Below are 25,347 nucleotides of genomic sequence, written 5' to 3'. Positions count from 1 at the left end.
GTACAGGGATGTACCATCTGGCCGGGGTCGAAAAGCCGTTGTCGGTGAATACCGGGAATACGAGCCCAGCAGGGCTAAGCAGGGGGACGGCCGCCCGGCCGGGGGACAAGGTCCCCCAGGCAGGGCAAGCAGCCTGGCCAATTAACAAGCCGAATAGACGCCAGATCCGATCACGGCCCGGCCGACGCCAGACGCCAGACGCCAGACGCCAGACGCCAGACGCCAGACGCCAGACGCCAGACGCCAGACGCCAGACGCCAGACGCCAGACGCCAGACGCCAGACGCCAGACGCCAGACGCCAGACGCCAGACGCCAGACGCAGCGAACATCAAACCAGCAAAAAACAAAACCCCGATGAGCTTGCGCCAATCGGGGTTTGTTTTTCTGTGCATCCCGGATGATCTGCATCCGGGATAACAGCGGTGCTTACTGCGCTGCTTTGAACTTCAGGCGGTAGGCGTGCAGCAGTGGTTCGGTGTAACCGCTTGGCTGCTCTTTACCTTTGAAGATCAGGTCAGAGGCAGCTTTGAAGGCGATGCCGTCGAAGCCTGGCGCCATGTTGATGTAGGCAGCGTCACCGGCGTTCTGGCCATCTACAATAGCAGCCATACGCTTGAGGCTGTCTTCAACCTGTTCGCGGGTGCACACACCGTGTTCCAGCCAGTTGGCAACGTGCTGGGAAGAAATACGCAGGGTCGCGCGGTCTTCCATCAGGCCGACGTTATTGATGTCTGGCACCTTGGAGCAACCAACACCCTGATCAACCCAACGCACAACGTAACCCAGGATGCCCTGGCAGTTGTTGTCGATTTCACGCTGGATCTGTTCCGGAGTCAGCGCGGCGCGCTGTTCGGCAGTCATCAGCGGGATAGTCAGGATGCCGTCGAGGTTAGCGAAGGCACGTTGTTTCAGCTCTTCCTGAACCGCAAATACGTCTACCTGGTGGTAGTGCAGTGCGTGCAGGGTGGCGGCAGTTGGAGACGGAACCCATGCGGTGTTGGCGCCGGATTTTGGATGGGCAATTTTCTGCTCCATCATCTGGCCCATTTCGTCAGGGATAGCCCACATGCCTTTACCAATCTGGGAGCGACCTTGCAGACCGTATTTCAGGCCAGTGTCGACGTTCCAGTTTTCGTAGGTGTTGATCCACAGCTGTTGCTTCATGATGGACTTCGGCACAAACGCACCGGCCAGCATGGAGGTGTGGATTTCGTCACCGGTGCGGTCCAGGAAGCCGGTGTTGATAAACACCACACGGTTCTTGGCGGCTTCGATGCAACGACCCAGGTTCACAGTGGTGCGACGCTCTTCGTCCATGATGCCCATCTTCATGGTGAAGCGTGGCAGACCGAGTGCGTCTTCTACGCGGCTGAAGACTTCGCTGGCGAATGCCACTTCTTCAGGTCCGTGCATTTTTGGCTTAACGATGTTCACAGAACCAGTGGTGCTGTTCTGGAATGGCGCGTTGCCTTTCAGGTCATGCATGGCGCACAGGGTGGTTACCATGGCGTCCATGATGCCTTCCGGTACTTCGTTGCCGTCTTTATCGAGCATTGCCGGGTTGGTCATCAGGTGGCCAACGTTACGCACGAACAGCATGGAGCGACCTTTCAGTTTCAGGGTCTCGCCGTTCAGGCCGGTGTATTCACGGTCAGCGTTCATGCGACGGGTAAAGGTCTTGCCACCTTTGGTAACAGACTCTTCCAGATCGCCACGCATCAGGCCCAGCCAGTTGCTGTAAGTCAGCACCTTGTCTTCGGCGTCAACGGCGGCTACGGAGTCTTCACAGTCCATGATGGTGGTCAGGGCCGCTTCCATCAGGATGTCCTTGATGCCCGCCGCGTCGGCTGCGCCGATCTGGGTGGAGGCATCAATCTGGACTTCGAAGTGCAGACCGTTGTTCTTGAACAGGATAGCGGTTGGAGCAGCAGCATCACCGACGTAACCCTGCAGTTTGGACTCATCGGCCAGACCGGTTACGGAACCGTCTTTCAGGCTCACTTCCAGCTTGCCAGCGACAACACGGTAGGCAGTGCTGTCGGCGTGGTCGCCGGTAGCCAGTGGAATGGCTTCGTTGAGGAAGTCTCGAGCGTAGGCGATTACACGCGCACCACGAGTCGGGTTGTATTCCTTGGTACGTTCAGCGCCGTTGTCTTCGGCCAGAGCGTTGGTGCCGTACAGGGCATCGTACAGGGAGCCCCAACGAGCATTGGCTGCGTTCAGTGCGAAACGGGCGTTCATAACTGGTACTACCAGCTGTGGACCTGCCATCTGGCCAATTTCCGGCTCGACGTTGGCAGTTTCAGCCTGGAAGTCGTCCGCTTGTGGCAGCAGGTAACCGATTTCCTGCAGGAACGCCTTGTATTCAGCGGCGTTGTGCGGCTGACCTTTGCGTTCGGTGTGGTACAGGTCGATTTTGGCCTGCAGATCATCACGCTTGGCCAGCAGCGCGCGGTTTTTTGGCGCCAGATCGTTTACCAGTGCATCAAACCCAGCCCAGAAGGCATCGACGTCGACGCCAGTACCTGGAATTGCCTTTTGATTTACGAAATCGTACAGCGCCTGGGCAACTTGAATGCCACCTTTCTGAACGTATCCAGTCATTGTTGGGCCTCTATGGGTTAGTGGTGCCCCCGCCTTTGGCGTTATTCGGGATTATGGGGCGTCATTAGCTACGGCAGTTTTGGGGATTCTGCCTTTATTCTGTGTCCGAAGTATAAACCTGCCACTGACAACCTGATAACCGTTATGGCTGGCATACTTGCCATTCACGAGAAAAATACTGGTAAAAACACGGAGTTAGCTCATCGCCGAAATCATGGATTGGCAGCCTCATAATGGAGTATCACCTTGACTTTGGCTGATTATTTTTTATACATAATGTGCAGGGTCTGTGTTCTCTGGAACGGAGGTTCATGTATGACACAGCATCACGAACCGTCGCACGACGAAGTACGACGCAAGCTGCAAGACGACATCGCTGCATTTTTGGCGCACGGTGGGCATATCGACCATGTTGATGATGGTGCCAGTTCCTGCCACGCCTGGCATTCGGCTAACGAGCCACACAAGATGCCCAAGCCGGTCAAACTGCACAACGATGTCTACGGGTAACGTTTCAAACCATAGCCAGGTTTCCGTCTGACGTTACCCTGATTGGCGGAGTGATTCATCTCTCCCGGGCCACTCCGCCCTTTTTTCACATCACCGGACCAGCTGTATCGTCCGGTGCACTCGACTTTTAATCACGACCTTCCATTTTTCAGCTTGCCCTTTCTCAGCCTGCCCTTTCTCAGCCTGCCCTTTCTCAGCCTGCCCTTTCTCAGCCTGCCCTTTCTCAGCCTGGTAAGAGCGTGCTCGCACTGATGCCTGACGGTGTTTTTGCATCAGTCTGTTGCTTGCGGCTTTCGCTTACGACCAAGGTCGCCGGTCGATTTACGCACGAGGATTCTGTTAGGCTCGCTGCCTTGAATATTTGTTCCGGAATTCCCGCATGGATCAGATCGCCGCCACTATATTGTCGTCCGGTCGCGCTGCCGTTGAGCTGGCGCTGTTTGTTTTATTACCCATCATGATTGTGATGCTGAGCATCATGCGCTGGCTGGAATCGGTGGGCTGGCTGAACCGGATTGTTAATGTGGTCACGCCGCTGCTGCGCCCTTTTGGCCTGAGCGGCCTGGGGGTATTCGCCCTGATTCAGGTGATGCTGGTGAGTTTTGCCGCTCCGCTGGCTACCCTCGCGGTGATGGCCCGCACCGGCTCTGCTCCGCGCCATATTGCTGCAACGCTGGCGATGGTGCTGGCACTCAGTCAGGCCAACGTGGTGTTTCCGATGGCCGCCGCCGGGCTGGATATTCCGGTAACCATGGGCATCGCCCTGATCGGTGGTTTGTTAGCGGCGTCTGTTACCTGGTACGGTTTCGCCCGCAACCTGAGTTCAGACGATAAACCCGCGGCCAACGATGCTCTGCCCGATGCCGCCCCACCCAAAGGCCTGATGGCGGTGATTCGCCGCGCGGGCACCGATGCCTGGGATATTGCGATTGGCGCCCTGCCCTTGCTGGTGGTTGCTCTGGTTGCGGTCAACCTGATTCGCCTGACCGGTGCTATTGGTGTGCTGGAAACCTCCTTGGCTCCGGCGTTTGAAGCAATTGGTTACCCGACCCAGACCCTGCTGCTGGGCATTACCAAATACATCGCTGGCGGCACCGCCATGATGGGGATTGCCATGGAGCAGTTCAGCCAGCATTTGCTGACCCCACGTGACATCAACCTGCTGGCTGGTTTGTTGTTATGTCCACTGGACGTGGCCGGGGTTGCCATTCTGCTGGCCGCAGGCAAGCCGGTGGCGGAAGTCGCCCGCCCGGCGATTATGGGGGCGTTTGTTGGTATCGCCTTCCGAATCGCCGCCCATAGCTGGTTGTATCTCTGAAATCTGGCTGCCAGTCCCACGGGGCTGGCAGCCGGAGTTAACACCAACGTTTAACGTTCGCCGCTGGCGATCATTTCCCGCAGTCGTTTCTTGTTGATCTTGCCAACACTGGTTTTCGGAATTTCAGAGACGATGTCGATCACTTCGGGAATCGCCCATTTATTGATGCGCCCCTGATCCACAAAGGTTTGCAGATGCGCCTTGAGGCCTTCCACCGTAAGGTCGGAGCCTTTGGCCAACACCACTCGCGCCAGCGGCCGTTCGTCCCAGCGTTTGTCGGGCACACCGACCACCGCCACTTCGCGGACATCCGGATGCAAACTGATCAGGCTTTCGATTTCCAGTGACGACACCCACTCACCACCGGTTTTGATCACATCCTTGATGCGATCCTTGATCTGCAGAACATTACGTTCATCAATAGAACCCACATCGCCAGTATGTAACCAACCACCCTGCCAGAGTTCAGCGCCTTTTTGCGGCTCCCGCAGGTAGCCCTGAGTCAACCACGGCGCACGCACAACCACCTCGCCCATGGTTTCACCATCGTGAGGCAACGGGTTGCCATCAAGATCCACTATTCGCAGTTCCACCAGCGGCGCGGCAATACCGGTCTTGATGCGCTGCGGCATTTGTTCATCCATCGGCAAGGCACGCACTTCGGCACTAAGGTAAGCAGCGGTAATAATCGGGCAGGTTTCCGACATACCGTAGGCGGTGTAGAAACTGACACCTCGTTTTGCCATTTCACGGGCCAGACCCAGAGTTGGCGCACTGCCGCCAGTCAGCATCTTCCAGCCAGACAGATCCGCAGTTTTAGCCGCTTCACAGTTGAGGATCATTTGCAGAACCGTCGGCACACCATGAGAGAACGTGACTTTTTCGCGAGCAAACAGCTTCACCAGATAATCAGGGTCATACCGGCCCGGATACACCTGTTTGGCTCCGATCAGGGTCGCTACATACGGCACACCCCAGGCATGGACATGGAACATCGGCGTCATCGGCATGTAGACGTCGTCCGACCGCAAAATACCCAGACCATCCAGCGCCCCCAGCGTTACTGAAGTGTTGAGCGTGTGCAGTACCAGCTGGCGATGGCTGTAGTAGACACCCTTGGGGTTACCCGTAGTGCCGGTAGTGTAGAAGGTGGTCGCAATCGAGTTTTCGTCAAAATCCGGGAAGTCATAATCCGCTGAACTGGCTGCCAGCAGTGCTTCGTATTCCCCAATAAAGGTCAGCGGGCAATCAATGGCGGTGTTGTTATCGCTGATCCGGATCACACCCTTGAGAGAACTGACCTGCGGCACCAGCTGCGCAGCCACTGGCAGAAAATCATCATGCACCAGCAGCAGGTCGTCTTCTGCGTGATTCATGGTGTAGGCAATCTGATCCGGACTGAGACGGATGTTTACGTGATGCAGCACGGCACCCATCATAGGCACCGCAAAATAGGCTTCCAGATAACGATGGCTATCCCAGTCCATCACGGCAACCGTATCACCGGGGCCAACTCCCGCCGCCGCCAGCGTATTGGCAAGACGGCCAATACGTTCAACCAGAGTGGCATAACCATAACGGACCTGGTCACGGTAAACGATTTCACGATTGGGTTCGTAGCGGGGAGCTGACAGCAACAGGCTCTTGATCAGCAATGGATAGGCATGAGCGCCGTCGGCAGACTCAATCAGACGCGTATTGGTAATGCGGGACATATTCCCTCCAGTGGCACTCCGTGCCGTTTTTATTGTTATAAGCACGCAAAGCCTCACCGCAGCGAGGCAAAGAGCGATCGTTCAGATACCACAGGGGTGGCGCGACAGCCCCACCCGGCTGGATGCAAACGCAGCCGTCTAGGCCGATACACCAGCGTTTACCGTAGTAACCTCCGGTTTAGACCATTCAGAATTCAAAAGCATCACGTGAAGCACCGAGAACACAGTGTTCACGTGATATTGGCGTGATTAGGAGGTTCGCCTTATCGGAACGAACAGGACGACGCCATCGGGTCGTATACCTGCACACCGGTGGAAATGGTTTCGATGGCGAAAATATCGTCCGGATTACGGCGTTCCGATGCCTTTTTGATGCGCACCTGATACATGTCGTGAATCATGCGTCCATCGGGGCGTAACCGTGCCCGCCGGGCAAAAAAGTCGGAGGGACGGTTTTTCTTCATGCTACTCATCACCACCGGAGTGTTGTCAGTGCCGGTTTCGGCAACGTTGCGCAGATAATGGCTAACCGCAGAGTACACACCGGCGTGCACCATCGACGGCATATCGCCGTGCCGCGCCTTGAAACGCGCCGACCATTGCCGGGTTGCCTCGTCCATATCCCAGTAGAAGCCGGTGGTCAGGCGCATGCCGGCCGCAATAGCTGGGTCCAACGCCCTAGCACTTTGCAGAAACACCAGCAACCCGACCACATCCATCCGCTCCATCACCCCCGCCTTGGCCGCGGCCTCCAGCGCGTGCACGAAATCATCACCGGCATTGGCGAGCGCCACCACGTCAGCACCGGAATCCAGCGCCTGACGCACATAAGGGGAAAAATCATGAGCCCCCAGCGGCACACGCACCGAACCGGTAACCGTTCCGCCGTTGGCGCTGATCACGTTGGAGGCAACCTCTTCGAGGGCATGACCAAAGGCATAATCAGCGGTGATAAAAAACCATTTACGCTTGCCGTCCTGCACCATGGGTTTGACAGTGCCATTGGCCAGCGCCACCACGTCGTAGGTCCAGTGCGCGATATTGGGAGAACAGGAAGAGGTCGAGAACGCATTGGAGCCAGCGCCGGAAATCAGCACCATACGCCCGGCCGCGTTGGTTTCTTCAATCACGGCGGCCGTAACCGACGACGACACCAGACCGGCAATCACATCAACGCCCTGATTGACGATCCACTGATGGGCAATAGCAGCCGCTTCATCCGGATTGTTTTTGTCGTCGGCACTGACGATTTCGATGGGTTTGCCAGCAACCTGGCCACCAAAGTCATCAACGGCCATTTGCGCCGCGGTGACACAGCCTTTGCCGCAGATGTCGGCGTACACCCCCGACATATCAGCCATTACACCGATACTGATTTTGTTATCCGAAATGCCCTCGGCCAGCACCGCCGAGGACAACAGCAAACCGCTAGCAACGACTGCCAGCATCCGAATTTTCATGAAATCCAGCCTCGTTTTTATTGTTATGTGTTGTATCGCCAGCCATGTGGCGACAAGCACAGGATGCCAAGCAAATTGCACAGGCTTTTTTCCCAATTCCAACGAATTGTTTCCGAGGGAATTTCGGTGATATTGGCCGATACCGATAAATAAAAAGGACAGGAGAACCGCGCAGAGCGAGCACAACAAAAGAGGGAGAATTGCAAAAACAGTCGAAGACGATATTTGCCAGGGTCAGTCTGGCGGGGGAATTGGGTGGCGCCGCCGCTGATCAGCAGCGGCCAATAGCGCGGTGAAACCACCAGCACGTTGGGCCACATCGCACCAACGGCTGGTCGTTCGCTGCAGTCATCGCAATGGTTGTCATTCCGATGACTGCAGCAATCATGTCGATCAGTACAGGGTTTCCCAGTTACCGTCGATGTAACGGATGATCCAGGTGCCGTTTTCTTTCTGGATACGGCCGTACACCACGTCACGGTAGTTCAGGTAGAACACCGAGTCGTCCAGCGAGAAGGTTTTGGTCCACTCGGCGGTGTTGGAGGTTACACAACGCTGGTAGTCGCCTTCATCGGTTACGTAGTAGCTGTATGGCAGCGGTGTTGCACCGGTGCTCTGGTTCAGATACGCGGTCAGGGTGCTATCCACACTTTCAGTGGTGCCGTCTTCCAGACTCAGGGACACACCGTCTTTGTATACAGACAGGCTGCCGGTGGTTTCGAAGTTCTGGTCGGTATTGTAGTTAAACACCATACGATCCAGATTTTTGCCGGTACCCAGGTACACGGTGCTGCTGGTAGTCGAGCTGTAGTCGTGTGACAGCGCCGCGGTGATGTTGTAGTCATCCTCGGTTGGCATGGTCAGGTAGACGTCCAGCAGAGTACGTGGCTCGTTGTACAGACGTACCATGGTAGTGAAGCGCAGTGCGTTCAGACCCAGCACATACGGGCTGTACAGCGTGCCAGACAGCGTGGTGCCGCTGATCAGCTCATCCAGAACCAGACAGCTGTGGCTGTCGGTGCTGTTGGCTGGCCATTCCACGAAGTAGATACCACGACCCGGAATCTCGATACGGGAGATCACACCGCTGGCCCAGATGTCGTTCACCATGTCGGTGAAGTTGGCTTCGCCGTAATAACGGGTCTTCGGATCACAGGTGTCGACGCTCCAGCCAGTGCTGGTAGAACCGGTCAGATCACAGACTTCAACGTCGTAGGTATTCACCATTTCGTCGGTGTCGTCATCGTGGTCCACGTCGGCGGTGTCCTGCTTCTCAGCAGTCGGGTACAGACGGTAACGCTTGGACTCACCCATCGGCACAATCACGTCCAGATACTGAACATCGTAACCGCTGGTGGTTTCTTCGCCGGTTTCGTAAGTCACCAGGTCGCTGACCACTGAGCCTTTTTCGAAACCAGAACTGCTGTTGCCGCTGAAGAAACCGTTAAAAGAGGCGAACTCGCGATCCGGGTAATAATCGCTGGCGTTTTCGGAAGTCGCAGCGATGTAGATGGTGCTGTAGTCCTTGTCCTTGTCGCCATCGTCATTGATGCGGTCGGACACACGGCTGTTCAGCACAACGGTATCAATGTTAAAGCGCAGATCGCTGGAAGAATCCTGCGGATCACGCACACCACGGTAGAACAGACGGAAGCTGCCAGTGAATTCCAGCTCGTCATCGGTGCCATCAGTGGCCGGGTTGTAAATCTGGAAGTCGGAGTAACGCAGTTCGTAACCGATTCGCTCGTTGCTGGACTCACTTTCCAGTGCCGATACTTCATTGGTGAAGTACACACGTACACCGGTAGAGGTTTCAATACCGTCGCGTTTGCGGTCGTTCTTGTAAACCTGGGCCACTTTGAAGGTCAGATCACCCACATTAAAGGTGCCGTCGATCAGGATATCGATAGCGTGAGAGCTGGTTGGCTCGTCGTCATCGTCAGTGGTGTTGGTGTCAGCAACCATCTGGCTGATGGTGATATCACCACCGTTCAGGGTCAGGGTTGCGGTGCTGCTGTCGTAGCTGTCGATGGAGGTCAACCAGGTCCAGCTGCTGTCAGCAGTCGGGCAGCTGCCAGCCAGATAACAGTCGTTGTACAGACGCGCTGCCTGAATAAAGGCTTCGTTGAAGTTGTTCAGGTCGTCTTCGTACTGGTTACCCACTTCCTTGACCATATCAACGTAACTGTCGATCTGCTCGCGGTAGTCATCTTCAAAGAAGGTATTGCCGTAGTCACGCATCACGTCCACAAACGCACGGGTACGCTTCAGGCCCAGCAGGTAGTCATCGTAGTCATCGGAACCCATCAGATTAGCCAGGGTTTCCGGAATCACTTCGGTCAGCTCGCCGTCTTGCAGCTCGGCAATTTCACCATCCAGCGCACTGATAACGGTTGCCACATAGGTCGCCGCTTTGGTGTTGGTGACGGTCAGACCCGCCAGGTTGTCACGCGCGGATTGCAGCAGTTGCGCCAGTGTCAGCACCTGGGTGCCGCCGGTTTGCATCAGCTGACCGTTATTGGTGAGCAGGTCAGCTTCAACCGCTTCTTCAAAGGTGTCGTAGGAACCGGTACCAGAAGACTCATAGGTTTCTTTCAGGTGGTTCCAGGCCGCAATCATGGCGCCGTAACGAATGCTGTTCAGGGAAGTTGCCTGACTGCCACCCCAGCTGTTGATCTCGGTAAGATCCGCCGGTTGTGAACTCTGGACATCGTCCACACCAATCAGACGCGACAGCTGGGAAACGGACTGCAGTACGGAGTTGGCAGAATAATAGGTAACGGATTCCCAGCTGCTGCTGGATTCCACGTACAGACGCTCGTAAGCCAGCGCTGCTGCCAGCTCGGTAAACGGAGTAATACGGACACGCTCGTTTTTGCTCAGGTCGTAAGCAACCGCGCGCCAAAGCGTACCAGACTGGATATAACGATCACCAAAGGCAACGTCAGCACCATCAACGGTACAGCCTTCTACCCACTGGCAACTGCGAGTAGTGCCGTCCATTTCGGTATCGGCATCGGCAATCTTGCCCACCAGCAGGAATTCCTGGATTTCCTGGGATGGAATATCAAACTTGGCTTCGCTGTCGTCTTCGGTCTGGTATTCGGTGTAGGACAGACGGCCGTCAGTATCCTTGGTGACCTGACCACCTTCAGTAATCGGGACCGACCAGATGTAGGCGTCCAGGAATTCTTCCTGGTTCAGATTCACTCGTACTGTGACTGTAGATGAGGACGAACTGCCACTGGAGCAGCCAGTGATGCCCGACACGAGAGCAGCACTGACGACAGCACCGCATACAAGCTTCTGCATAAACATGATTACCGTTGAGTCCAGCTTCCCGCCAGAAGAGCGGGAACCAAAATGGCGCTTATGATAACAGGCTTTGAACGGGCGGCCAGTGGCAGTGTTTGCCAAGCAGCCGTCGGATCGCCAGTTTGCGCCGGTTTTTGTCAAGTTCCGGGAACCCCCGGAGCGTATTAGCCACTAACGACCGGAATTTACGCGGCAAGTTTCCGCTGCGGTCATTTTTTGGCTAGAATGCGCGGCCGCTCAGAGGTACCAACATGCAGTTATTCGTCAACCAGCTCACCAACATCGACTTCAGTTATCTCGACCCCCATCGTGGCATGGTCGGAGAAACCTGGCTTGCCTCCGTGATGCTGGATGGCACCCTAGACGACCAGGGTATGGTCTGTGACTTCGGTATCGTCAAGAAAGTGATGCGTCACTGGCTCGATGACCAGATCGACCACCGCCTGTTGATTCCAGCCCGCCATCCGGCGCTGGTGATTCACAGCCAGACCGATGACACTATCGACATCAGCTGGACCTACGACGGCGGCGTGATTCGCATGCAAGCGCCAGCACAAGCGGTAACACTGGTCGATAGCACCAGCATCACCCTCGGCAGCATGGCCATCTGGTGCCAGAACCGTCTGCAGCCGATGTTTGATCCACGCCTGAAGCCACTCGATATTACCTTCGAGCCGGAATACATCCAGGGCGCGTTCTACCACTACAGCCACGGACTGAAAAAACACGACGGCAATTGCCAGCGCATTGCGCACGGCCACCGCTCGCGTATCCAGATCTGGCTGGATGGCGAACGTCATGCCGAACTGGAACAGGAATGGGCCCAACGCTGGCACGACATTTATCTGGGCACACAGGAAGATCTGGTCAGCGACCAGGACGGCCAGCTGGAATTTGCCTACCGTTCCGCCCAAGGCGACTTCCGCCTGAGCATTCCAGCCAGCCATTGCTACATGATGGATACCGATACCACGGTAGAGCTGATCGCCAGCCACCTGGCCCAGCGCATCCGCGAAGAGCACCCGGATCACACCGTACGTGTGCGGGCATTTGAAGGTCTGAACAAGGGCGCTCAGGTCAGCGCCTGAGCCCTGCCGACGAAGCGTCAGCCTCGCCTGCATCAGTCCGGGATAAACACCCGGACTGACTCAAAACTTTCCTGACTGATCAGCCAGCCGCCAATTCCGCCTCGGCACGCTTGCGCGCCCGACGCTGGCCAAACACAAACAGAAACACCGCCACCGGCAGTAACCACCACATCAGTTCATGCATTTCTTCGGCATACTGACGCCCCAGCCAGAACGCCGAGCCAAACAGCACTCCCGCCCAGGCCACAATCGAAACGATGTTCGCGAGAATAAAGGTCCAGCCCGGCACTTTGGCCAGACCACAGGCGATATATCCAAAGGTGCGCAGACCCGGCATACAACGAATCAACGCCAGCTGATGTACCGGCGCTTCCTGTAGCGGATCAATCTGCCGACGAATCATGTCGTGTTGGCACTTTTTCTTGAGCCAAGGCCATACCAGCGCCCAACGGCCGACGATATACAGCGCCGTATCACCAATAAACATACCGGTGCAGGTAGCCGCAAACGCCAGCACCGGGTCCATACGACCGGACGCCGCCAGCATGGCAGCACCAATAATCGCCAGATCTTCCAGCGTAAAGGTCGATACAATCACCACCAGTACCAGCCAGGCGGGTTTATCAGAGAACGACAGCAACGAATCCAGCATGGTTACATCTACATCCCGAACGGAAATAACAGGCACAAAAACCGCGGCATTCTAGCACTGGAAATCACAACTCTTCGATTCCGGATACCTGACTTACCGCCATCCGACCATGAATTTGCAGGTTTTTTCCTCATCCGCACCCGATTGCGCGAGTTTTTGCTGAGAACTTCTGCAATTTCCGCTAGAATTCCGCCCCTTTTTTGAACTAACCAGTCCAGCGGGAAACTTTCTATGGAACTGTCTGCACTCTCAGCCATTTCTCCTATCGACGGTCGCTACGGCAGCAAAACCACTGCCCTGCGCCCTGTATTTTCTGAATTCGGCCTGATCCGGGCCCGCGTCGAAGTGGAAATCCGCTGGTTGCAGCGTCTGGCCGCCCACGAAGCCATCACTGAAGTACCGGCATTCAGTGCCGAAGCCAACGCCCTGCTGGACAGCATCGTTGCCAACTTCAGCGAAGAAAACGCGCTGCGCATCAAGAAAATCGAAGCGACCACCAACCACGACGTAAAAGCGGTTGAGTACTTCATCAAGGAACAGATTGCTGGCAACGCCGAGCTGAACGCTGTTACCGAATTCGTACACTTCGCCTGTACTTCTGAAGACATCAACAACCTGTCCCACGCGCTGATGCTGAAAGCTGGCCGTGAACTGATCGTTGCTGAAATGCAGGCCATTGCCAACGCCATCCGCGCGCTGGCTCACGAACACGCTGCTGTTCCAATGCTGTCCCGTACCCACGGCCAGACTGCTTCCCCAACCACTCTGGGCAAGGAAATGGCTAACGTGGTGGCTCGTCTGGAGCGCCAGATCAAGCAACTGCTGGCCGTAGAACTGCTGGGCAAGATCAACGGTGCCGTTGGTAACTACAACGCCCACATGAGCGCCTACCCGGCGGTTGACTGGCAAGCCAACGCGGAAGCCTTCGTGACTTCCCTGGGCCTGACCTGGAACCCGTACACCACCCAGATCGAACCACACGATTACATCGCCGAACTGTTCGACAGCATGGCCCGCTTCAACACCATCCTGATCGACTTCGACCGTGACGTATGGGGTTACATCTCCCTGGGTTACTTCAAGCAGCGCACTATTGAAGGCGAAGTGGGTTCCTCCACCATGCCACACAAGGTGAACCCGATTGACTTCGAAAACTCCGAAGGCAACCTGGGCCTGGCCAACGCGGTATTCGGCCACCTGGCCGCCAAGCTGCCAATCTCCCGCTGGCAGCGTGACCTGACCGACTCCACTGTTCTGCGTAATATGGGTGTTGGTATGGGTTACAGCCTGATCGCCTACCAGGCCACCCTGAAAGGCATCAGCAAGCTGCAGATCAACGCCGCCCGTCTGGCCGACGATCTGAACAACGCATGGGAAGTTCTGGCCGAACCAATCCAGACCGTCATGCGTCGTTATGGCATCGAACAGCCATACGAAAAACTGAAAGCCTTCACTCGCGGCAAGGCCATCACCCAGGACGCCATGGGCGACTTTATCGCCAGTCTGGATCTGCCAGCCGAAGTAAAAGCCGAACTGAACGCCATGACTCCAGCCTCTTACATTGGTAACGCTGAAGCCCAGGCACGCGCGGTCTGATTGATCGTCAGCGCGTAACCGTTCTGCGGTCGTAAAAAATCCGGGCACTGCCCGGATTTTTTATACCTGCTCTCCAGCGAAACCCGGAGAATAACCGCCGACCAATGACCACAACTGTCCATTCATGACCCGCCGCAACAAATAGCACTCGCCATGCCCGGCCCACCGGCCACAATGCTTGCATCCATAGCACCAACCCGGAACAATAGCGCCCTTTCCCTTCCGACTAACCAGCGCCAGCGCTTTGCTTGCGCCTGACAGGTATTGCTATGCACGTTCTTGGTGAACTTTCCGTTGAAGAGTTTCTGCGCGACTACTGGCAGAAAAAGCCCGTTCTGATTCGTAACGCCTGGCCAGGTTTTCAACCACTGCTGGCGGCTGACGAACTGGCAGGCCTGAGCCTCGAAGAGGAAATCGAATCCCGTATCGTGATCGAAAATGGCGAAACCGGCCCATGGGAAATCCACAAAGGCCCGTTCCCGGAAGAATTTTTCCAGGACCTGCCAGAAAACAAATGGACCCTGCTGGTGCAGGCCGTTGACCACTGGATTCCGGAAGCCGCCGACCTGCTGGAAAACTTCCGTTTCCTGCCACGCTGGCGCATCGATGATCTGATGATCAGCTTCGCCGTTGACGGCGGCAGTGTTGGCCCACACTACGACCAGTACGACGTATTCCTGCTGCAGGCGGAAGGCCAGCGCGAATGGCGTATCGGCCAGATTTGTGGCGAAACCAGCCCGATTCTGGACGGCCCGAAAATCCGCATCCTGAAAGACTTCGAAGAAACCGATCGCTGGGTCCTGAATCCGGGCGACATGCTGTACCTGCCGCCACAAGTGGCGCACTGGGGTATCGCCCAGGGCAACTGCCAGACCTACTCCATCGGCTTCCGCGCCCCAAGTCAGGCCGAACTGGCACAGTCTGCACTGGACCAGATTCTGGCCACCAGCAACGAAGACATGCGTTACACCGATGCCGACCTGACCCCTCGCGCCTCCAGCGGTGAAATCACCGCCGAAGACACCAACCGTCTGCTGGCCCTGCTGAACAGCGCCATCCAGCAACCGGAACTGCTGGCTGACGTACTGGGCAAATTGATGACCGAAGCCAAGTATCCGGAGCATCAGGCCGAACGTCTGGAAGACGAAGAGTGGGACGAATGGCGCGCCGGCTTCCGTCGTCTGCCAGACCTGCGCAAGGCCGAACAGGCTCGCTTCGCCTATACCCGCACCCCGGCCGGTGTGCGTTTTTACGCCCTCGGCCAGCAATGGAACCTGCCCGAAGACGATCTGGCACTGGTCACCTACCTGTGTGACAACAACAGCTACCCACGCAAGGAACTGGCAGCAATCGACTGCTCCGAAGAAGGTTCAGGCCTGATTCGTGACCTGTGGCTGCAACAGCTGATCTATAGCGGCGACAACGACGAATAATTCGTTCAGAGCAGACAAGGAAGCAGTCTATGGAAATCCGGGTTGTCCACTGGCAACAACATCGCACCACCCTGCTCGACATTCGCCACAAGGTGTTTGTGCACGAACAGGGAGTGCCGCTGGAGCTGGAAGAAGACGACCAGGATGCCACCGCTACTCACTTGCTGGCGAGCATCGACGGCGAACCTGCCGGATGTGCACGCCTGCTGAGCGACGGCCATTTTGGCCGGGTGGCGGTATTGTCGCGTTATCGCAATCAGGGGACTGGTGCACATCTGCTGGAAGCGATCAGCGAGCAGGCGCGCCATCTGGGCATCACCAGCCTGCATGCGGGCATGCAATGTAATGCCGCCGGTTTTTACCTGCGCCACGGCTTTGTCGCCAGCCCCGGTATTTTTCTGGATGCGGGTATTCCGCATGTCCACATTCACCGCCAGCTGACCACCAGCACCCCCACCAACAGCCTGTATCGCCTGCGCGAAGACAAGGAACTGCATCATCTGGGTGAAGACTGGGGCGCGGCCGGCTTTCTGCAATTGCTGATGGCACAACGTCCCGGCAGCCTTGATCTGGCCATTGCCAATCCATCACACCCAATGTGGAGCGACCCGGCGACAGCCGCCGGTTTGCTGCTACTGATACGAGCCCAGCGTCGCCTGAATGTGCGCCTGCTGTTGAATCATGATCACCCGCAACTGCTGGCCCACCCGCTGGTACGCCTGGCGCAGCGCATGAGCAGCCGCATCAGCCTGCGCATCCAGCCGGCATTGCGTATGAATGCCGTTGTCGCAGCACCACACGCCTGGATCTGCGACCGCTCGGTGCGCAACCTCAACGGCCCGGAAAATCCACAATTTATCACCGCCAGCCTGAACAACCCCGCGGGCTACCAGAGCCTGCTGGAACACTTCAACACCCATTGGCTCGATGGCGAAAGCAGCCAGGAACTACAAAGCCTCGTCATGTGAGACGACGGACGTCGGGCGCCAGACGAACAGCATTCATCAACATCGCAAATAACCACCACGCCATCACAGCCAGCAGCAGTTCCTACAAAAAATACAGCTTTCCCCCAGCGTAGCTGGCCACCGTTCATTGCCCAACTGGGCGAGCCGGAATTCACCGCAACGGCCGACCCGGCCGGGGCATGGATGCCCCGCCAGACCCGTTGGCACAGGGACGTGCCATCGGGTCGGGGTCGACCAGCCGTTGCCGGTGAATACCGGATAAACGAGCCCAGCCGGGCTAAGCAGGGGGAGGCCCGCCCGGCCGGGGGACAAGGTCCCCCAAGAGGGCAAACGGCCTGGCCAATTAACAAACCGAGTAGCCGCCAGCAGCCGTCGGACGCCAGACGTCGGACGTAATTTATTCCGCCAAAGCTGGCCGACAAACCGACAATAAAAAAGGACGCACTGCGTCCTTTTTTATACAGGTCCGATTCAACACTACTGCCGAATCAAACGGAAGTTCGGCGCATCGAACTCCGCAAACGATGCCCGCAACGGGTTGATATCCAGCCCACCACGACGCACATAACGGGCGTACACCACCAGCTGTTCCGGTGCACAACGCTGCTGGATATCGGTAAACATCCGCTCAACACATTGCTCATGGAAGCCCTGATGCTGACGCATCGATACCACGTAAGCCAGCAGCGATGCTTCATCAATACGCGGGCCTTTGTACCAGATGTAAACACTGCCCCAGTCTGGCTGACTGGTCACAGGGCAGTTGGATTTCAACAAATGGCTGCACAACCAGCCTTCCCACGACTCAACACCCGCCTGCAGCAGACTGGCATCCGGTTGGTAGGCAGTAATCGCCACATCCAGATCGTCCACACACAAGGCCTGCGGCGCAGCCGGATAATCACGCTCCAGCCCCGTCAGCAGCAAAGTTACCGGTGCACCGGCAACTGCTGACAGATCACGCTCCACCACTTCCTGAACAGCTGCGAACGACTCAAATACCGTCTGATTCAGCGAGTTCAGATACAGCTTGAACGACTTGGATTCAATCAGGTTCGGGCTATTGGCCGGGATACGGAACTCACCCACCGCCACCACAGGTTTGCCAGATGGCGTAAGCCACGACAACTCCCAGGCATTCCAGATATCCACGCCTTCAAACGCTGCCATTCCGGCACGCTCACGCGGAATCGGAAACAATAGGGACGGCTGATACTGATCGACGTATTCGGTGCTTTTACCAAGCGGATTCATCTCGGATTCAATTGCTGCAACGGTTTCGTTTTTCACTGACGCATCCCCACACCACGCTTGAGCATCACCAGGCTATAGCCCGACAACAGAGTAATAAACAGCAGCATCATGGCAAATGACAGCCAGGCGCTAACATCCGACACACCAAGAATGCCGTAACGAAAGGTGTTCACCATGTACAGAATTGGGTTCAGACGCGACAACCCCTGCCAGAACTCCGGCAGCAGGCTCATGGAATAAAACACCCCACCCAGATAGGTCAGCGGGGTGATCACAAAGGTCGGGATAATGGAAATATCATCAAAGCTGCGGGCATGCATACCATTGATAAAACCACCCAGCGAAAACAGGATTGCCGACAGCAGAATAATCGACACCACCACACCCAGGTGATGAATCGACAGATTGGTGAAATACAGCGACAGCAGGGTCACGATCAGGCCAACCGATACCCCACGCGCGACACCACCCAGCACATAACCGAGCAGAATCGTGCCCGGATGCACCGGTGCCACCATCATTTCTTCGACACTGCGCTGGAACTTGTTACTGAAAAACGATGATGCCACGTTGCCATAAGCGTTGGTGATCACACTCATCATGATCAGACCCGGCACAATAAAGGACATGTAATCCACGCCACCCATGTCGCCGATACGAGGACCGATAAGGTTACCGAAAATCACGAAGTACAGGGTCATGGTGATGGCCGGTGGCAGCAGGGTTTGTTGCCAGATACGGGTAAAACGGCGGATTTCTTTCGCCACAATGGTCTGCAATGCCACCCATTGCACTGCCATCAGATTCGTTTCTTTCATGCGTTCGCCCCCCGCACCAGACTCACAAACAGCTCTTCCAGACGATTGGCTTTTGGACGCATGCTACGCACCATCACCCCGGCACCGGTCAGGCGTGTAAACACGTCGTTGATGCTCTGGCCACGCTCAACGGTAATTTCCAGACAGTCTGGCGACACCAGCTGGGCATGATAACCCTCCAGCTCTGGCGCCTTGTCAGCATTACCTTGCAGGTCAAACACAAAGGTCTCCGACGTCATCTGCGCCAGCAGCTGACGCACGCTGGTCAGCTGCACGATTTCGCCCTTGTTGATGATGGCGATATTGCGGCACAGCTGCTCTGCTTCTTCCAGATAATGAGTGGTCAGAATGATGGTAGTACCCGCCGCATTCAGTTCACGCAGGAACTCCCACATGGAGCGGCGCAGCTCGATATCCACACCGGCGGTTGGCTCATCCAGAATCAGCACTTTCGGGCCATGCACCAACGCACGAGCAATCATCAGGCGACGTTTCATACCGCCAGACAGCATACGGGAAGGCTGGTCGCGTTTTTCCCACAGATCGAGGGACTTCAGCAAACGCTCAGCTTCTGGCAGCGCCTGATCGCGGGTCATACCAAAATAACCAGCCTGGGTGACAACGATATCCAGCACTTTCTCGAACTGGTTAAAGTTGAACTCCTGTGGCACCACACCGAGATTCAAACGCGCACCAAAGGCCTGATCATTCACATCAAAGCCCATCACCGAAGCGCTGCCGGTGCTCTTTTGCACCAGACCAGACAAAATACCCAGCGTGGTGGATTTACCGGCCCCATTCGGGCCAAGCAGGGCAAAAAAGTCGCCTTGCTGTACTTCAAAACTGACACCTTTCAGCGCCTGAAAGCCATTGCCATACACTTTCGACAAATCGTGAACTGCTAACGCAGGGAGCATAGGGGTTTCCATCTGAATCTGCATAAATGCCTCAATAGCAGCGGCTATCGGGCAGAAAAGGGCGACATCTTACACCAGACGGGGTGTTTTATTGACCACGGATTGCGCAACAGTCCGGGACGACAGCGGGAACTTCGCATGCCATTATTGACGCCCCATTCATTCCCAAGCCACGGATGATCATGGCCAACGCCGCTGCCGACGAGATCGCAGAACCCCTGCCCAACCAGCCTGATAACAATCACCCGGATTGCAATCCCGCGGCGCTCTGGAAGTCTGGCGTGCGCGAACTGTGCGAATTTGCGGCCCGACGCGGCAGTATAAACGGCAGCTTTGCCCCCACCCCGACCGCACGTGAGGGCATTGCAGGCCACCAGTGGTTACAGGCCCGTTATAGCAACGAATTCCAGGCCGAATACACGCTGGGTGGCGTTATCAACGACGTCGAACTGCAAGGCCGCCTCGATCTGGTGCGCCTGCCCGATGCGACCAACAGCGTTCCACATATCATCGAAATCAAAACCTTCCATGGTCGTTATCAGCGTCTGAGCGAAGGCCAGAAGTTATTGCACCTCAGCCAGCTGCGACTTTACGGCGCGCTGTTATGCCAACGCCTGAACTGCAACAGCATCATTCTGGAAGTAGTTTACGTTGAACTGAACAGCCGCCAGACCTTCCCGGAATTACACACCGCCACTCGCGAGGAATTGCTGGCCGAGGCCGCTCAACTCTGTGACATCTGGAAACAATGGCAACGGCAGGAGCAGGCACATCGCCAGCAACGTAATGCCCTGCTGGCTGACCTGCCGTTTCTGGCCAGTGGCTTTCGCCCCGGCCAGCGCGACCTCAGCACCGATGTCTACAAGGCCATTTATCGGGGCCAGCGGCTGTTGCTGGAGGCCCCGACGGGCCTTGGCAAAACCCTGGGAGTACTGTATCCCGCCCTAAAATCCATGGGCATCAATAACAGTGATCGCCTGTTTTTCCTGACTGCCCGCAGCACCGGGCGACAGCTGGCACTGGATGGTCTGCAACGCTTGCTGACCAATACACCAGACGCCCCCGCACCACTGCGGGTGCTGGAACTGATCGCCAAGGAAAAAGCCTGCGAATATCCGGACAGCATTTGCCACGAAGATTTTTGCCCACTGGCGGCTGACTTTTATGAACGCCTGTCGGCGGCCCGCCTTCAGGCCGCCCACGAAGGCTTGCTGGATCAGGCCAACCTGCAACGAATTGCACGCACCCATCAGATTTGCCCTTGGTATCTGGGACGTGAAATGGCGGTGTGGTCAGATGTGGCTATTGGCGATGTGAACCACTATTTCGATGGCTCCGCCTTACTATTCTATCTGACCCAGGAACAACGATGGCAATCCGTTGTTGTCGTCGACGAGGCCCACAACCTGATTGATCGGGCCCGCGGCATGTACAGCACCACCCTTGAACAATCCGTTTTCGAGTTGTCGTTACGCGGCCGCAAACCCGGTTTCCGTGACGCCTTACAGGCCGTACAGCGCGCCTGGCAGACCATTGAAGAACGAGAGTTCGAACGCTCGGAAGCATCACAACGCTGGTTGGACTATATTCCCAATGGCATCGCGGATCCATTAAACAAACTGCAAGGCATCCTCACAGAAGAACTAGCGGAGGACCCGCAGAACCGCGAACTGCAACAAACCCTGTTTGCCTGCGTCGGCTTTCTGGAACTGGCCAAACATTTTGGCGACCATTCCATCGTTGAGTTGCAACGACAGCAACGGGATACCGGTGAATTATGGGAACGTAGCCACCTTATCCTCAGCATCCACAACCTGATTCCTGCCGACTTTCTGCAGCAACGTTTCCAGGTTGCCAAGGCAGCCGTACTCTTTTCGGCAACGCTGCACCCCGCCGATTATTACTGCAATCTGCTTGGGCTTCCTGAAGACACCCATTCCCGTCAAACGCCATCGCCGTTTCATTCCAGCCAGATCCATCTGGACATTATTGGTCTCGATACGCGCGCCCAGAAACGCAACCAGACCGCTCCTCGCCTGGCACAGGACATTCAGAATCACTACCAGCAACACCCGGGCAACCATCTGGTGTTTTTCAGCAGCTTTGATTACCTGCAACAAGTCGTGCACCAGCTTAAGCAGTTACCTGATGCCCCAACGGTTGTAACCCAGGCCAGCAACTTGTCGGAACGCCAGCAAAAAGCCTTCATCAACACCTTACGCAAACAACGGGGTGTGATGGCCTTTGCGGTATTGGGCGGCGTGTTCTCGGAGGGAATTGATTTACCGGGGGACGCCCTGATCAGCGTCAGTATCGTCACCCTCGGCCTGCCGCCGTTTGACCGTTATCACAAGTTGCTGAAGGAACGTCTCGACGAGCGTTTTGGCAGCGAATTTGGCTGGTCATACACCTGGCTTTATCCGGGCTTGCGACGGGTTGTACAGGCTGCCGGACGACTGATCCGCACACCGGAAGACCGCGGCCACATTCGCCTGTACGACCAGCGTTACCACAACCCCGAAGTGCAAGATCTGCTGCCAGACTGGTGGTTCAAATCGAACCCAAACACTCACACTCAATAGCAACAGTTTTAGTACTGGGACATTCTCTGCACAAATCTACGCAGCGCTATAGAGCGTGAGAGCAAGGCAGCAAAATGACGAGTCCATCGCCGATTTCTTTTCAAGTCAGGCCGGACAGGTTCGTCATTTCGCTGCGTTCCTCGCCTCGCTCAAACGTACTGCAGCACTCGCGCAGTGCTGTGCAGAGTTATTCAGAGAGTCCCTGGAATTTAGACAAAAGGACCATCAAACCGGCTTCGTTATTCGTAACCATCCAGAAGCCCAGAGCGGACACCGGATTAAATAGATGTCCCCTATAAGTAAGGAAGGCTTCAGATAAAAACCGATATTGGGATTTTAATCACCCGAATAGAGGAAGTTCGGAAATCTGATAAATGAAACATAGGGAGGGCAAATCAGTGGAATCAATCAGGGATTGGCTGACAACAGAGCTGGCCTTTTAACACTGAACTTCCCTCCCTTAACCAGACTCACCATTTGACCAGATGCATCTTTCATCCGAAATGGAATGGATTGTAAAACCAGCCCGGCGTTACGGCGCACAGCAAAATGTAAGTGCGGCCCGGTTGAATACCCAGAATTACCGGATGCAGCGATCAACTGACCTACAGCGACAACATCACCTGGTTTAACCTGAGAACTACCCGCTAGCAGGTGTGCATACACGCCAAAAGTTCCATCACTGTGAAGGATGGTAATGTAGTTCATCTGGCTTCTTAACCATTGCGTACCACCACCAGCCCCATATGCATCCACAACTTGCGATACAACTCCACCACGAGCTGCCACGATTGCAGTACCAACCGGCATAGGAATGTCAACCGCGTAACGATTGCCTGGGCGGTTATGAGAAAACGCACCATTAAAACCTTGAGATATACTATAAATACCATCCTTCAAAACAGGAGGTTGATAAATATAGTCATCTGATATCGCCCCAGGATCACCTATTTTCCATTGGTACTGATACTGGATTCCGGCTGGTAACTCCCGGACATATTGCTTGGACTTGGCTGGCACTACTCGTTTGAATGGCTGGCTCTGCCCGTCAAGGCTGACCTGCAGTTCAATTGGAGCGTAGAAAGGATTGGTCACAGACAGCCAGGAGCGGCCGTTAACTGCCTCAGTAGCCAATATAGGACCAGGTTCAGGACGGGGAATATTGGCGAATGCACGACTGGTAGATGAGCCATTCGAAGACTTCGGATTAGTGTTCTTTGCCGAATCGGATGCTCCATAAGACATTTGATAGTAACGCACCCCGGTTTTCGGTTTGCTGTCAGAGAACATCCAGCGACCAGAGGCGTCCTGATAACGGTATATAGTTACCTCTGCCGATACACTGGCCATACCGACAACGCTCAGCATTAACAAAATTAACTGCACTCCCCGGCCTAACTGCACAACAAACTCCAAATTCGTCAGGTTATCGCCCGCCATTCTAACGGGCGTCACCAGGAAACTGTATGGGAAAGCCACTAGAATGTGACCCGTTTGTCTCCCCTCACAGCTTGCAGTCTAGCATTGAAGATCAAGGTGTTGATTGGTATTTCTGCTCAAGATTACGCACCGTGCCATCGGCTTTCAACGCATCCAGTGATGCCTGCATCGCCGCCACGACATCCTTGGGAGTGTCGGGATTCAAGGCGAGAAATACGGGAGTGCTATCAATATCGAGAACTTTTTTCAACGATGAAAGATTACTATTACGAGAGGCTTTTAATGGCCCTGCAAGAGTGTCAGTCACCCATAGGTCCACCAAACCTTGCTGTAAACGTTTTGGGTTGCTGATGTCTTCAGGTACAACCGAAACATTCAAACCCTTTGATATCAGATACCCTGTCATCGCATCTCCTTTATAACCACCAATAGTGTACTTACCTGCATCAGAGAGGGATGAAATGGAAATCGTAGAATCAGGTTTTGCGAACAACGCCCAGTTCATGCTGGTCAATGGCCCAACCCAACTGAACTTGGGGAGTCGCTCCGGAGTCTGAACAGCACAAAAAATCCCCGTATTCGGGGTCTTTTGAACCCGATCCATTCCCAGACTCCAGTTTCGCAGCTTGATACGATATTCGTAATCAACCTGGGCCATCAGGGCTTTTACGATTTCAGTACACAAGCCACCAACATCCGCCGAGTTATGAGCAAACTCCTTGTCATTCGCAGTCATGTTATACGGTGGAAATTGTTCCGTATAAAAAACCAACTTCCCGGAGTCAGCGACACTCAGGAGTGGCAACCCCAGTCCCAACACACAGCATGCAATTTTTCTGGCAATCATCCGGACAACTCCCCATAACATAGTCACGACACGATTGAGATATCGACCCGCCGCAAGCAGGCAATTCGAGCTTATAGCCAGGCAAAAAGTCTTTTTTACTAAATTCAAAGAAAATTAAGCACATTCACCTATAAAATACCAAAAAAAAGCAAAGTGGACACAAAATCATGAAGATTTGATTTTGTTCACACTACCAGTTAAGAATTTTCTGAAAATCTCTGCATAGCTCTGCGCTCAAACCACCCCTCGCCAGTGCTTGATTATCAGGCACCAAGAGGGCGTCCAAAAGCAAAAAGCCGACTCATTTCTGAATCGGCTTTTTAGATTGGAGCGGCAAACGAGATTCGAGCCGGCTGGCGCTCCAGTCGCACCCTGGCCTACGGTTGGTTATCCAGTTTCGGACAACTGAAAAAGCAAAAAGCCGACTCATTTCTGAATCGGCTTTTTAGATTGGAGCGGCAAACGAGATTCGATCCGGCTGGCGCTCCAGTCGCACCCTGGCCTGCGGCTGGTTATCCAGCTTCGGGCGACTGAAAAAGCAAAAAGCCGACTCATTTCTGAATCGGCTTTTTAGATTGGAGCGGGAAACGAGATTCGAGCCGGCTGGCGCTCCAGTCGCACCCTGGCCTACGGTTGGTTATCCAGTTTCGGGCGGCTGAAAAAGCAAAAAGCCGACTCATTTCTGAATCGGCTTTTTAGATTGGAGCGGGAAACGAGATTCGATCCGGCTGGCGCCCCAGTCGCACCCTGGCCTACGGTTGGTTATCCAGTTTCGGGCAACTGAAAAAGCAAAAAGCCGACTCATTTCTGAATCGGCTTTTTAGATTGG

18 protein-coding genes are annotated in these 25,347 nt (G+C 55.4%); 7 read left to right on the top strand and 11 right to left on the bottom strand.

Going from position 1 to position 25,347, the window contains the following annotated elements:
- Positions 1-141: 141 nt before the first annotated feature.
- Complete coding sequence (locus tag OUO13_RS01775; RefSeq protein WP_283172132.1) at positions 142-393, bottom strand: hypothetical protein; 252 nt, start codon at positions 391-393, stop codon at positions 142-144.
- Positions 394-427: 34 nt separating this feature from the next.
- Entirely contained in the window at positions 428-2,605 is a 2,178-nt protein-coding gene (locus OUO13_RS01770) for a malate synthase G (protein WP_283172131.1), read from the bottom strand.
- 315 nt (positions 2,606-2,920) lie between these two features.
- Between OUO13_RS01770 and OUO13_RS01765 the strand changes: the two genes are divergently transcribed.
- Both OUO13_RS01765 and OUO13_RS01760 read left to right on the top strand, forming a co-directional pair.
- On the top strand, positions 2,921-3,115 hold the full coding sequence (locus OUO13_RS01765) for a hypothetical protein (RefSeq protein WP_283172130.1): 195 nt from the start codon (positions 2,921-2,923) through the stop codon (positions 3,113-3,115).
- A 379-nt stretch (positions 3,116-3,494) separates the two neighbouring features.
- Positions 3,495-4,433 (top strand): nucleoside recognition family protein, encoded by a 939-nt coding sequence (locus tag OUO13_RS01760; protein ID WP_283172129.1) that lies wholly within the window; start codon positions 3,495-3,497, stop codon positions 4,431-4,433.
- A 50-nt stretch (positions 4,434-4,483) separates the two neighbouring features.
- Here the strand turns inward: OUO13_RS01760 and OUO13_RS01755 are convergent, their stop codons facing one another.
- The 3 genes from OUO13_RS01755 to OUO13_RS01745 all read right to left on the bottom strand — a co-directional run bounded on the left by OUO13_RS01755 (position 4,484) and on the right by OUO13_RS01745 (position 10,920).
- Positions 4,484-6,148: a fatty acid--CoA ligase gene (locus OUO13_RS01755; RefSeq protein ID WP_283172128.1), complete on the bottom strand. Its 1,665-nt coding sequence runs from the start codon at positions 6,146-6,148 to the stop codon at positions 4,484-4,486.
- Between the two features lie 263 nt (positions 6,149-6,411).
- Positions 6,412-7,608, bottom strand: a complete 1,197-nt coding sequence (locus tag OUO13_RS01750; protein ID WP_283172127.1) for an ABC transporter substrate-binding protein — start codon at positions 7,606-7,608, stop codon at positions 6,412-6,414.
- A 393-nt stretch (positions 7,609-8,001) separates the two neighbouring features.
- On the bottom strand, positions 8,002-10,920 hold the full coding sequence (locus tag OUO13_RS01745; RefSeq protein ID WP_283172126.1) for a hypothetical protein: 2,919 nt from the start codon (positions 10,918-10,920) through the stop codon (positions 8,002-8,004).
- A 254-nt stretch (positions 10,921-11,174) separates the two neighbouring features.
- Between OUO13_RS01745 and OUO13_RS01740 the strand changes: the two genes are divergently transcribed.
- Positions 11,175-12,011 carry a 6-carboxytetrahydropterin synthase gene (locus OUO13_RS01740; protein WP_283172125.1) on the top strand — a complete coding sequence of 279 codons (837 nt, stop codon included), beginning with the start codon at positions 11,175-11,177 and terminating at the stop codon, positions 12,009-12,011.
- A 79-nt stretch (positions 12,012-12,090) separates the two neighbouring features.
- Here the strand turns inward: OUO13_RS01740 and OUO13_RS01735 are convergent, their stop codons facing one another.
- Positions 12,091-12,663 carry a DedA family protein gene (locus OUO13_RS01735; protein WP_283172124.1) on the bottom strand — a complete coding sequence of 191 codons (573 nt, stop codon included), beginning with the start codon at positions 12,661-12,663 and terminating at the stop codon, positions 12,091-12,093.
- A 231-nt stretch (positions 12,664-12,894) separates the two neighbouring features.
- Between OUO13_RS01735 and purB the strand changes: the two genes are divergently transcribed.
- The 3 genes from purB to OUO13_RS01720 all read left to right on the top strand — a co-directional run bounded on the left by purB (position 12,895) and on the right by OUO13_RS01720 (position 16,660).
- Positions 12,895-14,259, top strand: a complete 1,365-nt coding sequence (gene purB / locus OUO13_RS01730) for an adenylosuccinate lyase (RefSeq protein ID WP_283172123.1) — start codon at positions 12,895-12,897, stop codon at positions 14,257-14,259.
- A gap of 269 nt (positions 14,260-14,528) precedes the next feature.
- Complete coding sequence (locus tag OUO13_RS01725; protein ID WP_283172122.1) at positions 14,529-15,692, top strand: JmjC domain-containing protein; 1,164 nt, start codon at positions 14,529-14,531, stop codon at positions 15,690-15,692.
- Between the two features lie 29 nt (positions 15,693-15,721).
- Positions 15,722-16,660 (top strand): GNAT family N-acetyltransferase, encoded by a 939-nt coding sequence (locus OUO13_RS01720; RefSeq protein ID WP_283172121.1) that lies wholly within the window; start codon positions 15,722-15,724, stop codon positions 16,658-16,660.
- Between the two features lie 477 nt (positions 16,661-17,137).
- Here OUO13_RS01720 and queF read toward each other — a convergent pair whose 3' ends face one another.
- The 3 genes from queF to OUO13_RS01705 are packed head-to-tail and all read right to left on the bottom strand — an operon-like array spanning position 17,138 to position 19,649.
- Positions 17,138-17,914: an NADPH-dependent 7-cyano-7-deazaguanine reductase QueF gene (gene queF, locus OUO13_RS01715; protein WP_283172207.1), complete on the bottom strand. Its 777-nt coding sequence runs from the start codon at positions 17,912-17,914 to the stop codon at positions 17,138-17,140.
- Positions 17,915-17,946: 32 nt separating this feature from the next.
- Complete coding sequence (locus tag OUO13_RS01710) at positions 17,947-18,732, bottom strand: ABC transporter permease (protein ID WP_283172120.1); 786 nt, start codon at positions 18,730-18,732, stop codon at positions 17,947-17,949.
- Positions 18,729-19,649 carry an ABC transporter ATP-binding protein gene (locus OUO13_RS01705; RefSeq protein ID WP_283172119.1) on the bottom strand — a complete coding sequence of 307 codons (921 nt, stop codon included), beginning with the start codon at positions 19,647-19,649 and terminating at the stop codon, positions 18,729-18,731. Before OUO13_RS01705 ends, OUO13_RS01710 begins: the two co-directional genes overlap by 4 nt.
- Before the next feature lie 182 nt (positions 19,650-19,831).
- Between OUO13_RS01705 and OUO13_RS01700 the strand changes: the two genes are divergently transcribed.
- On the top strand, positions 19,832-22,231 hold the full coding sequence (locus OUO13_RS01700; protein WP_283172118.1) for an ATP-dependent DNA helicase: 2,400 nt from the start codon (positions 19,832-19,834) through the stop codon (positions 22,229-22,231).
- Between the two features lie 408 nt (positions 22,232-22,639).
- On the opposite strand, the gene OUO13_RS01695 is transcribed toward OUO13_RS01700, so the two are convergent.
- Both OUO13_RS01695 and OUO13_RS01690 read right to left on the bottom strand, forming a co-directional pair.
- A complete protein-coding gene (locus OUO13_RS01695) occupies positions 22,640-23,671 on the bottom strand; it encodes a M23 family metallopeptidase (RefSeq protein WP_283172117.1) in 1,032 nt (343 codons plus the stop codon).
- Positions 23,672-23,762: 91 nt separating this feature from the next.
- The gene (locus tag OUO13_RS01690; protein ID WP_283172116.1) at positions 23,763-24,518 is read right to left on the bottom strand and encodes a substrate-binding periplasmic protein; all 756 of its coding nucleotides are present in this window, start codon (positions 24,516-24,518) and stop codon (positions 23,763-23,765) included.
- Between the last annotated feature and the right edge of the window lie 829 nt (positions 24,519-25,347).

The organism is Parathalassolituus penaei (assembly GCF_026626885.1).
Taxonomy (GTDB): Bacteria; Pseudomonadota; Gammaproteobacteria; order Pseudomonadales; family Oceanobacteraceae; genus Oceanobacter; species Oceanobacter penaei.
The sequence above is the reverse complement of the archived record's forward strand: the minus strand, read 5'-3'. Positions and strand labels throughout refer to the sequence as shown.